Annotated in this window: 15 protein-coding genes; 13 read left to right on the forward strand and 2 right to left on the reverse strand. The window is 47.9% G+C overall.

The genetic code is table 11. From position 1 onward, the window contains the following. The first annotated feature begins 41 nt into the window (after positions 1 to 41). Genes yqiS through AR442_RS07010 form a run of 7 tightly spaced genes read left to right on the forward strand, consistent with a single transcriptional unit; the run spans position 42 to position 7,882 of the window. Complete coding sequence (gene yqiS / locus AR442_RS06980; protein WP_014418338.1) at positions 42 to 935, forward strand: phosphate butyryltransferase; 894 nt, start codon at positions 42 to 44, stop codon at positions 933 to 935. A 13-nt stretch (positions 936 to 948) separates the two neighbouring features. After that, positions 949 to 2,043 carry a branched-chain amino acid dehydrogenase gene (gene bcd, locus AR442_RS06985; RefSeq protein ID WP_007612452.1) on the forward strand — a complete coding sequence of 365 codons (1,095 nt, stop codon included), beginning with the start codon at positions 949 to 951 and terminating at the stop codon, positions 2,041 to 2,043. 17 nt (positions 2,044 to 2,060) lie between these two features. Beyond that, complete coding sequence (gene buk / locus AR442_RS06990) at positions 2,061 to 3,176, forward strand: butyrate kinase (protein ID WP_014721483.1); 1,116 nt, start codon at positions 2,061 to 2,063, stop codon at positions 3,174 to 3,176. Continuing rightward, the gene (gene lpdA, locus AR442_RS06995) at positions 3,166 to 4,587 is read left to right on the forward strand and encodes a dihydrolipoyl dehydrogenase (RefSeq protein ID WP_014418337.1); all 1,422 of its coding nucleotides are present in this window, start codon (positions 3,166 to 3,168) and stop codon (positions 4,585 to 4,587) included. Before buk ends, lpdA begins: the two co-directional genes overlap by 11 nt. Before the next feature lie 22 nt (positions 4,588 to 4,609). Continuing rightward, a complete protein-coding gene (locus AR442_RS07000) occupies positions 4,610 to 5,602 on the forward strand; it encodes a thiamine pyrophosphate-dependent dehydrogenase E1 component subunit alpha (protein ID WP_014418336.1) in 993 nt (330 codons plus the stop codon). A gap of 12 nt (positions 5,603 to 5,614) precedes the next feature. Further along, entirely contained in the window at positions 5,615 to 6,598 is a 984-nt protein-coding gene (gene bfmBAB / locus AR442_RS07005; RefSeq protein WP_014418335.1) for a 3-methyl-2-oxobutanoate dehydrogenase subunit beta, read from the forward strand. Positions 6,599 to 6,619: 21 nt separating this feature from the next. Then, the gene (locus AR442_RS07010) at positions 6,620 to 7,882 is read left to right on the forward strand and encodes a dihydrolipoamide acetyltransferase family protein (RefSeq protein ID WP_014418334.1); all 1,263 of its coding nucleotides are present in this window, start codon (positions 6,620 to 6,622) and stop codon (positions 7,880 to 7,882) included. Positions 7,883 to 7,926: 44 nt separating this feature from the next. Here the strand turns inward: AR442_RS07010 and AR442_RS07015 are convergent, their stop codons facing one another. Beyond that, positions 7,927 to 8,823 carry a YegS/Rv2252/BmrU family lipid kinase gene (locus tag AR442_RS07015; RefSeq protein ID WP_014418333.1) on the reverse strand — a complete coding sequence of 299 codons (897 nt, stop codon included), beginning with the start codon at positions 8,821 to 8,823 and terminating at the stop codon, positions 7,927 to 7,929. Positions 8,824 to 9,001: 178 nt separating this feature from the next. Here AR442_RS07015 and brxB point away from each other — a divergent pair, with 178 nt between their 5' ends. From brxB to AR442_RS07045, 6 genes are all read left to right on the forward strand, one after another. Then, positions 9,002 to 9,439 (forward strand): bacilliredoxin BrxB, encoded by a 438-nt coding sequence (brxB, locus tag AR442_RS07020; RefSeq protein ID WP_015417784.1) that lies wholly within the window; start codon positions 9,002 to 9,004, stop codon positions 9,437 to 9,439. Between the two features lie 245 nt (positions 9,440 to 9,684). Next, positions 9,685 to 10,452, forward strand: a complete 768-nt coding sequence (gene artP, locus AR442_RS07025) for an arginine ABC transporter substrate-binding protein ArtP (RefSeq protein WP_014418331.1) — start codon at positions 9,685 to 9,687, stop codon at positions 10,450 to 10,452. A 61-nt stretch (positions 10,453 to 10,513) separates the two neighbouring features. Beyond that, positions 10,514 to 11,173 (forward strand): arginine ABC transporter permease ArtQ, encoded by a 660-nt coding sequence (gene artQ / locus AR442_RS07030; protein ID WP_003153227.1) that lies wholly within the window; start codon positions 10,514 to 10,516, stop codon positions 11,171 to 11,173. After that, on the forward strand, positions 11,166 to 11,888 hold the full coding sequence (gene artM / locus AR442_RS07035) for an arginine ABC transporter ATP-binding protein ArtM (RefSeq protein ID WP_014418330.1): 723 nt from the start codon (positions 11,166 to 11,168) through the stop codon (positions 11,886 to 11,888). Before artQ ends, artM begins: the two co-directional genes overlap by 8 nt. A gap of 76 nt (positions 11,889 to 11,964) precedes the next feature. Next, complete coding sequence (locus AR442_RS07040) at positions 11,965 to 12,918, forward strand: aromatic acid exporter family protein (protein WP_007408388.1); 954 nt, start codon at positions 11,965 to 11,967, stop codon at positions 12,916 to 12,918. A 69-nt stretch (positions 12,919 to 12,987) separates the two neighbouring features. Then, on the forward strand, positions 12,988 to 13,518 hold the full coding sequence (locus AR442_RS07045) for a L,D-transpeptidase (RefSeq protein WP_014418329.1): 531 nt from the start codon (positions 12,988 to 12,990) through the stop codon (positions 13,516 to 13,518). Between the two features lie 13 nt (positions 13,519 to 13,531). On the opposite strand, the gene prli42 is transcribed toward AR442_RS07045, so the two are convergent. Continuing rightward, positions 13,532 to 13,627: a stressosome-associated protein Prli42 gene (prli42, locus tag AR442_RS20455; RefSeq protein WP_007408390.1), complete on the reverse strand. Its 96-nt coding sequence runs from the start codon at positions 13,625 to 13,627 to the stop codon at positions 13,532 to 13,534. Positions 13,628 to 13,714: the final 87 nt, after the last annotated feature.

The following is a 13,714-nucleotide window of genomic DNA, read 5'->3' on the forward strand; positions in this document are numbered from 1 at the left end:
GCATTGTTAAAAGCGGATTCGCACAAGGAAGGTGGTACAAAATGAAGCTGAGAGACCTAGTTGAAAAAGCCGCGGCAAAAAACGCAAAAACCATTGCAGTGGCCCACGCAGCAGATAAAGAAGTGATCCAGGCCGTCAAAATGGCGGCAGAACACTTGTCGGCACGATTTTTACTGACGGGTGACAGCGGAAAGCTGAAAGAGCTTCTGGCAAATGAGCCGAAGTTCAATGCTGAAATCATCCACGCCGATTCACCCGAAGAATCTGCGGCAAAAGCAGTGCGCGCAGTGCGTGAACAAGAGGCGGACATTTTAATGAAAGGGAATCTCCCGAGCTCAACTCTTCTGAAATCGGTTTTAAACCGCCATGAAGGGCTTCGTTCAAAAAGGGTGTTATCACATGTAGCCGTTTTTGAGGTGCCGGACTATGACCGGCTGATGTATGTGACTGATTCAGCGCTGAACATTGCCCCGTCTCTTGAAGAGCTCGGGCATATTCTGCAAAATGCGGTTCATGTCGCACATTCAGTAGGGAACCCTATGCCGAAAGCCGCAGTCCTTGCCGCTATTGAAACGGTTAATCCGAAAATGGAGGCGACGCTGAACGCGGCTGCGATCGTCCAGATGTGCAACAGAGGACAGATTACCGGCTGCATTGCGGACGGACCGCTTGCTTTGGATAATGCCGTATCCCAAGCGGCTGCGCTGCAAAAAGGGATTTCCGGAAGCGTAGCGGGCCAGGCGGATATTCTCTTGGTTCCTTCAATCGAGGCCGGAAATATGCTTTATAAGTCAATGATTTATTTTGCGAAAGCAAATGTTGCTGCCGTCATCGCCGGTGCAAAAGCGCCGATCGCATTAACGAGCAGAGCGGATACCGCAGAAAATAAACTGTATTCAATTGCGCTTGCGATTTGCGCATCACAAGAACAGTAGGAGGAACGAACCTATGGAAATTTTTAAATATATGGAGACTTATGATTACGAACAATTGGTATTCTGCCAAGATGAACAATCCGGATTAAAAGCGATCATCGCGATTCATGATACGACGCTCGGCCCCGCACTCGGCGGAACAAGAATGTGGACATATGACAGTGAAGAAGCGGCGATTGAAGATGCACTAAGACTCGCAAAAGGCATGACTTATAAAAATGCGGCTGCCGGTTTAAACTTAGGCGGCGGGAAAACCGTTATTATCGGAGACCCCCGCAAAGATAAAAATGAAGAAATGTTCCGCGCGTTCGGCCGGTACATCCAAGGCTTAAACGGAAGGTATATTACGGCGGAAGACGTCGGCACCACCGTTGAAGATATGGACATCATTCATGATGAAACAGACTATGTAACCGGAATTTCTCCGGCATTCGGTTCATCAGGAAATCCGTCCCCGGTTACGGCGTACGGCGTCTATAAAGGGATGAAAGCTGCAGCGAAAGCGGCGTTTGGCACTGATTCACTGGAAGGTAAAACAATTGCCGTGCAAGGCGTGGGAAATGTGGCTTACAATCTATGCCGCCACCTTCACGAAGAAGGCGCTTCTTTAATCGTAACGGATATCAATAAAGAATCTGTTAAACGTGCCGTTGAGGACTTCGGCGCCCGCGCAGTTGATCCCGACGACATTTACTCACAGGCGTGCGATATTTATGCCCCATGTGCTCTCGGCGCCGTCATTAACGATGACACGATTAAACAGCTGAAGGCGAAAGTCATTGCGGGAGCGGCCAATAACCAGCTGAAAGAAACACGTCACGGCGATACCATTCATGAAATGGGAATCGTATACGCTCCGGATTATGTCATCAATGCAGGCGGCGTCATCAATGTGGCCGATGAGCTTTACGGCTACAATGCTGAGCGGGCTTTGAAAAAGGTTGAAGGCATCTATGCAAACATTGAGCGGGTGCTCGATATTTCCGCGCGTGACGGCATTCCGACATACTTAGCGGCTGACCGTCTGGCTGAGGAACGAATTGAGCGCATGCGCCGTTCAAGAAGCCAGTTTCTGCAAAACGGCCAAAGTATATTAAGCAGACGATAGGAATTTGATCTGGAGGTATGAAAATGTTCGAAAAGGAAAAACGCATTCTCATTCTGAATCCAGGCTCAACATCAACGAAAATCGGTGTCTTTCACAATGAACGCTGTATCTTTGAAAAGACGCTGCGGCATCCCGAAGAAGAGCTAAAAACATTTAACAGCATTATCGACCAATACGAATTTCGAAAAATAAGCATTCTTGAGTCTTTGCACGAACAGGGCATCAACATTTCAAAGTTCGATGCCGTTTGTGCCAGGGGCGGCCTGCTCAGACCGATTGAGGGCGGCACATATGAAGTGAATGACGCCATGATCACTGATTTGAAAAACGGCTACAACGGCCAGCATGCTTCTAATCTGGGCGGAATTATTGCCAGGGAAATAGCTGACGGATTAAATATACCCGCGTATATCGTCGATCCGGTCGTGGTGGATGAGATGACTCCGCTCGCTAAAGTATCAGGAATGCCTGAAATCAAGCGGAAAAGCATTTTCCATGCTTTGAACCAAAAAGCTGTTGCCCGTCAGGCGGCGGCATCCCTCGGCAAACGGTATGAACAGATGAAGATGATCGTCACTCATATGGGCGGCGGCACCACAGTCGGTGTCCATGATTGCGGACGGGTGACAGATGTCAACAACGGGCTTCACGGAGAAGGCCCCTTCAGCCCGGAGCGCGCGGGAACCGTTCCGGCGGGTGATTTGGTGGAAATGTGTTTTTCCGGCAAGTATTCAAAAGCCGATATGATGAAAAAACTTGTCGGCACGGGCGGACTCTCCGGCTACCTGGGGACAACGGACGCGGTGAAGGTGGAAAAACGCATTCAGGCCGGAGATGAAAACGCGCGTCTCATTTATGACGCCATGGCTTATCAAGTAGCAAAAGAAATCGGGGCGGCAAGCGCCGTTTTAAAAGGAAAAGTAGACATTATCGTCCTGACGGGCGGATTGGCGTACGGGAAAAGTTTCGTATCCGCTATCAGATCGTACATAGATTGGATTTCGGATGTACTGGTGTACCCGGGAGAAAATGAACTGCAATCTCTCGCGCAAGGCGCGCTTCGGGTTTTAGCCGGTGAGGAGCAGTCAAAGCAATATCAGATCGGCGAAGGAGTGAAAACAAATGGCGACTGAGTATGATGTGGTCATTCTGGGCGGCGGCACGGGCGGTTATGTAGCCGCCATCAGAGCGGCCCAGCTCGGCTTAAAAACGGCCGTTGTAGAAAAAGAAAAGCTCGGCGGAACATGCCTGCATAAAGGATGTATTCCGAGTAAAGCGCTGTTAAGAAGCGCGGAAGTGTACCGAACCGCAAAGGAAGCGGCAGCATTCGGCATTGAAACGGAAGGTGTCTCCCTCCGCTTTGACAGCGTGCAAAAACGAAAGCAGGGAATCGTTGACCGGCTGGCCGGCGGTGTCGCCCACTTGATGAAAAAGGGGAAGATTGATGTATTCAACGGGTACGGACGTATGCTCGGCCCTTCCATCTTCTCACCTCTTCCCGGTACAGTTTCCGTCGAATACGCAAATGGTGAAGAAAACGACATGCTGATACCGAAACAATTGATTATCGCAACCGGTTCAAGGCCGAAAATGCTGCCGGGTTTAGAAGCAGACGGTACATATATTCTGACATCAGATGAAGCGTTAGAGCTTGAACGTCTGCCCCAATCCATGATGATCGTCGGCGGCGGTGTCATCGGAATTGAATGGGCATCCATGCTGAACGATTTCGGCGTCAATATCACTGTGATTGAATATGCGGACCGCATTTTGCCGACTGAAGACCGTGATATTTCAAGCGAGATGGAAAAACTGTTAACGAAAAAAGGAATTAAAATCGTGACGGGTGCGAAAGTGCTTCCGGATACATTGGAAAAAGCGGACGGCGTTTCAATTGCCGCTGAAAAGAATGGAAAAAAAGAAACGTATCACGCGGAACAAATGCTTGTTTCCATCGGCCGCCAGCCGAACATTGAAGGGATCGGCCTTGAAAACACGGACATTGAAGCGGAAAACGGTTCTATCATCGTGAACGAAGCCGGGCAGACGAAGGAATCGCACATTTATGCGATTGGTGATGTTGTCGGCGGGCTGCAGCTTGCGCATGTGGCCTCCCGTGAAGGCATCATTGCCGTTGAGCATATGGCGGGTCTTAATCCGGCTCCGCTTGATGCCGCTCTTGTGCCGAAATGCATTTATTCAAATCCGGAAGCGGCGAGCGTCGGTCTGACAGAAGAGGAAGCTCTTCGAAAAGGGCATGAACTGAAAATCGGGAAGTTTCCGTTCATGGCGATCGGAAAGGCGCTTGTATACGGAGAAAGCGACGGCTTTGTCAAAATCGTCGCCGATCGGAATACAGATGATATTCTCGGTGTTCATATGATCGGCCCGCACGTCACCGATATGATCTCTGAAGCGGGGCTTGCCAAGGTGCTCGATGCGACGCCTTGGGAAATCGGCCAGTCCATACATCCGCATCCGTCGCTGTCAGAAGCGATTGGAGAAGCTGCGTTAGCCGCAGACGGAAACGCGATTCATTTTTAAAAGGAAAGAAGGAGGGGTTTGAATGACTACAAACCGCCATCAAGCATTAGGGCTCTCTGACGAAGAAGCCGTTGAAATGTATAGAACCATGCTGTTAGCCAGAAAAATCGACGAAAGAATGTGGCTCTTAAACCGCTCGGGCAAAATTCCGTTCGTTGTTTCATGTCAAGGACAGGAAGCGGCACAAGTAGGCGCGGCCTATGCCTTAAACCGTGATACCGACTATGTGCTTCCGTACTACAGAGATATAGGGGTTGTGCTTGCATTCGGTATGACTGCAAAGGATTTGATGATGTCCGGTTTTGCGAAAGCGGCTGACCCGAACTCAGGCGGAAGGCAGATGCCGGGCCACTTCGGGCAAAAGGAAAACAGAATCGTAACGGGCTCATCCCCTGTTACAACGCAGGTTCCTCATGCAGTCGGAATCGCGCTTGCGGGACGCATGGATAAAAAGGATATCGTCTCTTTCGTTACCTTTGGAGAAGGATCTTCCAACCAGGGGGATTTTCACGAAGGGGCAAACTTTGCCGCCGTGTATAAACTGCCGGTCATTTTCATGTGTGAAAACAATAAGTATGCCATTTCTGTCCCGTATGACAAACAGGTGGCGTGCGAGAAAATATCCGACCGGGCGGCAGGCTACGGCATGCCGGGAGTCACTGTTGACGGAAACGACCTGCTGGAAGTTTACCGGGCCGTAAAAGAAGCGCGCGAACGGGCATCTAAAGGCGAAGGCCCTACATTAATAGAAACGGTTTCCTACCGTTTGACGCCGCATTCCAGTGATGACGACGACAGCAGCTACAGAGAACGCGAAGAAGTAGAAGAAGCGAAGAAACAAGATCCGCTTCTTTTATACAAAGCATACTTGCAAGAAGCCGGGCTTCTAGGTGAAGAAGAAGAAAAGACCATGCTGGATGACATCATGGCTATCGTAAACGAAGCGACAGACGAAGCGGAGAAAGCGCCATACGCATCTCCTGAATCAACGCTTGATCACGTTTATGCGAAGTAGGGAGGAATACTTATGTCTGTAATGTCTTATATTGACAGTATTAATGCAGCAATGAAAGAAGAAATGGAAAGAGATCCGCGCGTTTTTGTTCTCGGGGAAGACGTCGGGAGAAAAGGCGGCGTGTTTAAAGCAACGGCGGGTCTCTATGAACAGTTCGGAGAAGAGCGGGTGATGGATACGCCGCTTGCTGAATCAGCGATTGCCGGTGTAGGGATCGGCGCCGCGATGTACGGCATGCGCCCGATTGCCGAGATGCAGTTTGCCGATTTCATTCTGCCTGCGGTCAACCAAATCATTTCAGAAGCGGCAAAAATACGCTACCGCTCAAACAATGATTGGAGCTGTCCGATGGTCATCAGAGCGCCTTACGGCGGCGGCGTGCACGGCGCGTTGTATCATTCCCAATCTGTGGAGGCCATTTTTGCCAACCAGCCGGGCCTTAAAATTGTCATGCCTTCAACTCCTTATGACGCAAAAGGGCTGTTGAAAGCTGCAGTCCGTGACGAAGATCCGGTGCTGTTTTTCGAACATAAGAGGGCGTACCGCCTGATTAAAGGCGAAGTCCCTGCGGATGATTACGTCCTTCCGATCGGAAAGGCGGATGTAAAACGCGAAGGCAGCGACATTACTGTCATTACGTACGGATTATGCGTCCATTTTGCTCTGCAGGCTGCCGAGCGTCTTGAAAAAGACGGAATTTCCACGCACGTATTAGACTTGCGTACGGTTTATCCGTTAGATAAAGAAGCCATCATTGAAGCCGCGTCTAAAACGGGAAAAGTATTGCTGATCACGGAAGATACGAAAGAAGGCGGTATTATGAGCGAGGTCGCCGCCATTATTTCAGAAAACTGCTTATTTGATTTAGACGCGCCGATCAAGCGGCTTGCAGGTCCTGACGTTCCGGCAATGCCTTATGCGCCGACAATGGAAAAATACTTCATGATGAATCCTGACAAAGCAGAAGCCGCGATGAGAGAATTAGCGGAGTTTTAAAGACGTAAGGAGGTTTTTGACATGGCGATTGAACAAATGGCTATGCCTCAGCTCGGAGAGAGCGTGACGGAAGGGACGATCAGCAAGTGGCTGGTATCCCCCGGTGATCAAGTGAATAAATATGACCCCATCGCGGAGGTCATGACAGATAAAGTGAACGCGGAGGTGCCGTCTTCTTTTACCGGTACGATTACAGAACTTGTAGGAGAAGAAGGCCAGACTCTTGCAGTCGGCGAGATCATCTGCAAAATTGATACAGAAGAAACGGAAACCGAAGAGGCGCCGAAGCGGGAAGAAGAGCAGAATACCCCTTCAGACACCGGTGCAAACCGCCAAGGTAAAGATCAGTCAAATAAAGCGCGTTATTCGCCGGCCGTGCTCAGATTAGCGGGAGAACACGGCATTCAGCTTGAAGAAGTTGAAGGAACGGGTGCAGGCGGAAGAATTACGCGAAAAGACATTCAAAAGATCATTGATTCGGGAATGAAGCAGAAATCGGAAACACCGGCGCCGGCTGCTGTTCAAACAACGCAACAAGCGCCGAAACAACAGCAAAAACAAGCACCGGCACCCGCTCTGTCAGCCGGTGATATTGAAATTCCGGTTACAGGCGTCAGAAAAGCCATCGCCGCCAATATGCATAAAAGCAAAACAGAAATTCCGCATGCCTGGACGATGATGGAAGTCGACGTCACGAACATGACGGCGTACAGAAACAGCATTAAAGACTCATTTAAACAAAAAGAAGGCTTCAATTTAACGTTTTTCGCTTTCTTTGTAAAAGCGGCGGCGCAGGCTCTCAAAGAGTTCCCGCAGATGAACAGTATGTGGGCGGGAGACAAAATCGTCCAAAAGAAAGACATCAACATCTCCATTGCCGTTGCCACGGAAGATTCGCTGTTTGTTCCGGTTATTAAGCATGCTGATGAAAAAACGATTAAAGGCATAGCCAGAGAAATAACGGACCTTGCGAAAAAAGTGAGAAACGGAAAACTTACCGCGGAAGATATGCAGGGCGGCACATTTACCGTCAATAACACGGGATCTTTCGGCTCAGTTCAATCTATGGGCATTATCAACCATCCGCAGGCGGCGATTCTTCAGGTAGAATCTATCGTCAAACGCCCGGTTGTCATGAATAACGGGATGATCGCCGTTCGTGATATGGTTAATCTTTGCCTGTCTTTAGATCACAGAGTGCTCGACGGGCTCGTGTGCGGCCGATTCCTCGGACGCGTCAAAGAGATCTTAGAAAACATTGATGAACATACGTCAGTCTATTAAAAAAAACTCCTTTTGCCCGGGCGGCAAAAGGAGTTTTTTTATTTTCATTGTGAATCCTCGGGAACAAGCATAGTGAGATGATGTTTTTTCACTTCGATCGTACAAGGTGTTGTTCCGTATACCTCGCCATCTGTATCCGCGTCCATCTCACGTCCGGTTTCGATTTCAATCCTGGAGGCCTGAATATAGGACAGCTCCCCTTTGAAATCATCAAATGAACCCTGCTCCATCGTCATCAGCTCCCGCAACGCGGCAAGGCTTGTGTTACGGCAGATTAACACATCGGCTAAGCCGTCCCGGAGGCTGGCATCAGGCAGGGGAACTCTGTTTGTCCCGATATAATGCCCGTTCATGACAAGCACCATTACGGCTTCGTCTTCTTTCACCTCGCCGTCAATCGTCAATTTGACAGGAAACGGGTTCGCGCTTGTCATCGTCCGCAAGGCGCTCGTGAAGTAGCTGATTTTACCAAGCCATGCTTTTTCAGTTTCATTAATATGGCTTGATGCTTCGGTAATCAGTCCGATGCCCCAGAAGTTCAGAAAATAGCCGTCATCCGTTTTACAGACGTCAATCATCCGTTTATGTCCGGCCGCGAGCGCTTCAGCGGCCTTTTGAAGGTTTTGCGGGATGCCGAGCGCCCGGGAGAAATCGTTGCACGTTCCTCCCGGCAAAATGCCGACAGCGGGTCTGTGATCAAGCTTGCTGATGCTGTTGATGCATTGATGCACAGTGCCGTCCCCGCCTAAAATATATAAATGGTCAACTGAACTGTCGAGATTTTCACAATACTGACGGGCATCATCCTGATGTTTGGTCGGTTTAATCAAAAGTTCGTCAGCTGACTGGGCCAAAATGGGGACGACCGTGCCGAGCGTTTTATCAATCTGTTTTTGACCGGCGTTTCCGTTATAAATTAATACTGCTTTCCGTTGGCTCATACGACTGCTCCTTTATTTCAGACAATCTCCTTAACAAGTTTCCCGTTTTTAAAGGGTCATAAACTTACATCGGGAACATAAAAGGGACAAAAAACAATTGGTTATGAGCGGTGTCATTTGCCGATAGGGAGGTTCCTTGCTATCATAAGAAGAGATGATCAAAAAGGAGAGGTCCCAGTTGAATATGGATTTTAATTTATTTATGAATGATGTCGTGCGTCAAGCCCGCCAGGAAATCACGGCTGCCGGGTATACAGAGCTGAAAACCGCTGAGGAAGTGGACGATGCGCTTTCGAAAAAAGGAACGACACTCGTTATGGTCAACTCTGTGTGCGGATGCGCAGGCGGTATTGCACGGCCTGCCGCGTACCATTCCGTACATTACGATAAACGCCCGGATCAGCTTGTGACGGTATTTGCCGGACAGGATAAAGAAGCGACAGCCAAAGCGAGAGAATACTTTGAAGGCTATCCGCCGTCCTCTCCGTCATTTGCCATTTTAAAAGACGGGAAAATCATGAAAATGGTGGAACGCCATGAAATTGAAGGACATGAGCCGATGGCCGTCGTCACAAAACTGCAGGAAGCATTTGAAGAATATTGTGAAGAAGTATAAGTGAAAGAAAAACCCCGGAGCCGAGCGCTTGCGGGGTTTTTTTATATGGAATCTGTATAAATATAAATATTTATACATCGGTGTTCAGCTGTCACTAATCTGAAAAACAATGACTATAATAAACACAGAAAGGAAAATATATTTTTCAAAAATAGTATTGCATCACACTTAAAAAGTGTTTAAAATACAAGTTAACGAATAAATATTCAATTTTAAGAGATCAGTAGATATGGGGGAAATGAATCATGAAGAAATGGCTGTTGGTATTAGCTGCCGCATGTATCACCTTTGCGCTGTCCGCCTGCGGATCAGGCAATTCAGGATCAGAGGGCGGAAAGAACAAGCTGATTATGGGTACATCGGCTGACTATAAACCATTTGAATATAAAGACGGCGATCAGATCACCGGGTTTGACGTTGATCTGGCAAAAGCTTTGGGCAAAAAGACCGGCTATGACGTTGAGGTGCAGGACATGGACTTCAACAGCCTGATTACAGCCTTGAAGTCCAAGCAGGTAGATATGATTTTATCTGGAATGACACCTACGCCGGAACGGAAAAAGCAAGTTGATTTTTCTGATATTTATTATACTGCTAACAATATGATTGTTACGAAAAAGGGAAGCAGCATTAAATCCCTGAATGATCTGAAAGGCAAAACCGTCGGTGTGCAGCTCGGCTCCATTCAAGAGGAAAAAGGCAAGAAGCTCGCTTCGAAATACGGTTTTCAGCTCGAAGACCGCAACCGGATCTCAGATTTAACCGAAGAGATCAAATCCGGGCGTTTTGATGCCGCGATTATCGAAGACATCGTAGCACAAGGCTATTTCAATTCAAATCAAGATCTGCAGGGCTTTGCGTCAGCAGATGCGAAATCAGACGAATCGGGCTCCGCGATTGCGTTCCGCAAAGACAGTGATCTGACAGCGAAGTTTAACAAAGCGCTGAAAGAAATGGAGAAAAACGGAGAAATCGAAAAACTGAAGAAAAAATGGTTCACCAACGAGAAATAAAAGAAAGCTCAACTTTTCGTTGAGCTTTTTATCTTGAATAAAGACAAAGGAGATCACACGTATGAATTTGGATTTCTCAGCGACAATCCCCCAAATTCCTTTTATATTGGAAGGCCTTGCGGTCACATTAAAAATTGTGCTCGTTTCAGCGGTCATCGGTCTTGTATTAGGAATCGTGCTCAGCTTATTTAAAATCAGCACGATCAGTCCGCTGAAATGGATTGCGGATTTTTATACTTCGATATTCCGCGGCACGCCGCTCGTGCTGCAGCTGATGATCATCTATTTCGGTATGCCGCAGCTCCTCGGCTTTCAGATCGATCAATTTTGGGCGGCGGTCACCGCATTATCGCTCAATTCGGCCGCTTACGTCTCTGAAATTATCAGAGCGGGAATCAATGCAATTGACAAAGGACAAAAAGAGGCTGCCGTCGCTCTCGGCGTGCCGTACGGAAAAATGATGAAAGATCTGCTGCTGCCGCAGGCGTTTAAAAACATTTCTCCGGCTATTATTAACGAATTAATCACCTTAACGAAAGAATCGGCGATCGTCACAGTTATCGGTCTTGGCGACATTATGAGACGGGCCTACCAGTCCGGCGCCGCAACATACAACTATTTAGAACCTCTTATTGTGGCGGGCTTAATCTATTACGTGCTCGTTTTGATCTTAGCATTCATCGGAAAAGGCGTAGAAAGGAAGCTGAAAGCCAATGATTAAGGTCGACAACCTGTCAAAATCATTCGGGAAACATGAAGTACTGAAAAACATTTCAACACAGATCGAAGAAGGGGAAGTCGTCGCTGTCATCGGCCCTTCCGGTTCCGGCAAATCAACGTTTCTGCGCTGCTTAAATCTGCTGGAAACCCCGAGCGGCGGAACGATTGCCATTAAAGAAAACGAAATCACCGCAGCTAAAACGAATAAACTGAAAGTGCGGGAAAATATCGGCATGGTATTTCAGCATTTTCATTTGTTTCCCCATAAAACGATGCTTGAAAATATCACATACGCACCGGTCAGCGTAAAGAAAGAGTCTAAAAAGGAGGCAGAGGAAAAGGCGTGCGCTCTCCTTGAAAAAGTCGGACTGCTTGACAAACGGAACGACTATCCGAACCGTTTGTCAGGCGGACAGAAGCAGCGGGTCGCCATCGCGCGGGCGCTTGCCATGAATCCTGACATCATGCTGTTTGATGAACCGACCTCGGCTCTTGACCCGGAAATGGTCAAAGAAGTTCTTGAGGTGATGAAAGAGCTCGCGCAGACGGGCATGACAATGGTGATCGTAACGCACGAAATGGGATTTGCCAAAGAAGTCGCAGACCGCGTATTATTTATGGATGAAGGGACGATCGTGGAAGACGGGCAGCCGGAAGAATTTTTTCTTTCTCCGAAGTCAAAAAGAGCACAGGACTTTTTAGAAAAAATATTATAAAATATAACTGGAAGAAAAGAAGAAGAATGCTCTTCTTCTTTTTTTTGAGAAAGAAACAAACAGAATGGAGCAAGCAATGTTTAAAATCGGTTACCGCACACTAAAGACCGCACTTGGAACGGCGCTGGCCATTTATTTAGCCCAGCTGTTGCATCTGCAAAACTTCGCATCCGCAGGAATCATCACCATATTGTGCATCCAGATTACGCAAAAGCGGTCGCTTCAGGCCTCGTGGGCCCGATTTGCCGCCTGTTTATTGGCAATCGTCTTCTCATATGTCTTTTTCGGGCTGATCGGCTATTATCCGTTTGCGATCGGAATATTGCTGGTGCTGTTCATTCCGACTACAGTCGTTTTAAAAATAAATGAAGGGATCGTCACCAGCTCAGTAATCATTCTTCATTTATATATGTCCGGCGGCATTACGATGGCGTTTATCTGGAATGAGTTCCAGCTGATCACCGTAGGTATCGGCGTCGCGCTGTTAATGAATCTGTATATGCCGAGCCTCGACAGAAAACTCGCGGCGTACCGGAAAAAAATCGAGGACAACTTTTCCGTCATCTTCGCCGAAATCGAACGGTATTTGTTAACTGGTGAGCAAGATTGGTCGGGGAAGGAAATACCGGAGACGCATCAGATGATTCAAGAGGCGAAAAACCTCGCCTATCGGGACGTGCAGAATCATATTTTGCGCCATGAAAATCTTTACTATCATTATTTTAAGATGAGACAGAAACAATTTGAAATCATTGAACGGCTGCTGCCGAAGATTACCTCTATTTCAATAACGGTGGAGCAGGGCAAAATAATCGCCCATTTCATCCATGAATTAAGGGAAGCCATTCATCCCGGCAATACCGCTCATAAATTTTTAAAAAGACTTGCAGAAATGAGAACGGAATTTGAAGAAATGCCGCTCCCGGCAACGCGCGAGGAGTTTGAAGCGCGGGCGGCTTTGTTCCACCTCCTCGGTGAGATGGAACAATATCTCGTGATTAAAAGTTATTTCAAAGGCATCAAGCTGTAAAAAACATATGGATCAATCGCATGAGTCCTCCTTTCATTGGTCATTCTAATGAAAAAAGGAGGGGAGCCCATGCGATTTTTTTTATTGTCAGCCGCCCTGCTGCTGTCTCCGCTTTGGCCGCTTGGCGCAAACCCTTTGCCGGGTGACCCTTATATTATCGTCAATAAAGCCACAAATGCGCTTGCTGTTGTGAAGGATAACCGAATAGAAGGCATTTATCAGGTGGCGACGGGAAAAACGGATGATTTGACGCCTGAAGGAGAATTTACGGTAACGGTCAAAGCCGTCAATCCGTATTACCGGAAGAAAAATGTAAAGGGAGGCGCGCCGGAAAACCCGCTCGGCGTCCGCTGGATCGGTTTTGACGCGAAAGGCACCGACGGCAGGATATACGGCATTCACGGAACAAACAGAGAAGAGCTGATCGGGGGGTTTGTATCAAACGGCTGCATCCGTATGAAAAACCGGGATGTCATCCGTATTTTCCGGATTATCCCTCCCGGAACGAAAGTATTGATTACAAAAGAAAACCGCTCATTCGAGGACATTGCAATAGAGCGGAAAGCCCTCATAAAAAAGCAGGAAACCCCCTTGCAATGAGGCGCCTGCTTTTTTACCGCAAATACATCATAATGCCTGAGAGGAGGGTTGAAAGTATAAATACGCCCAAAATGACGATGACGGCGCTTTTCATAAATTTTTGAGACATTGTTTCACTCCTTAAGATTACTGTCTACCATTTTAACGTGTTTTGCTTGTATGAACAAGCCATATCCTATGGGGGAAAGCAGGTGGC

The organism is Bacillus velezensis (assembly GCF_001461825.1).
In the GTDB taxonomy this organism is placed as follows: domain Bacteria; phylum Bacillota; class Bacilli; order Bacillales; family Bacillaceae; genus Bacillus; species Bacillus velezensis.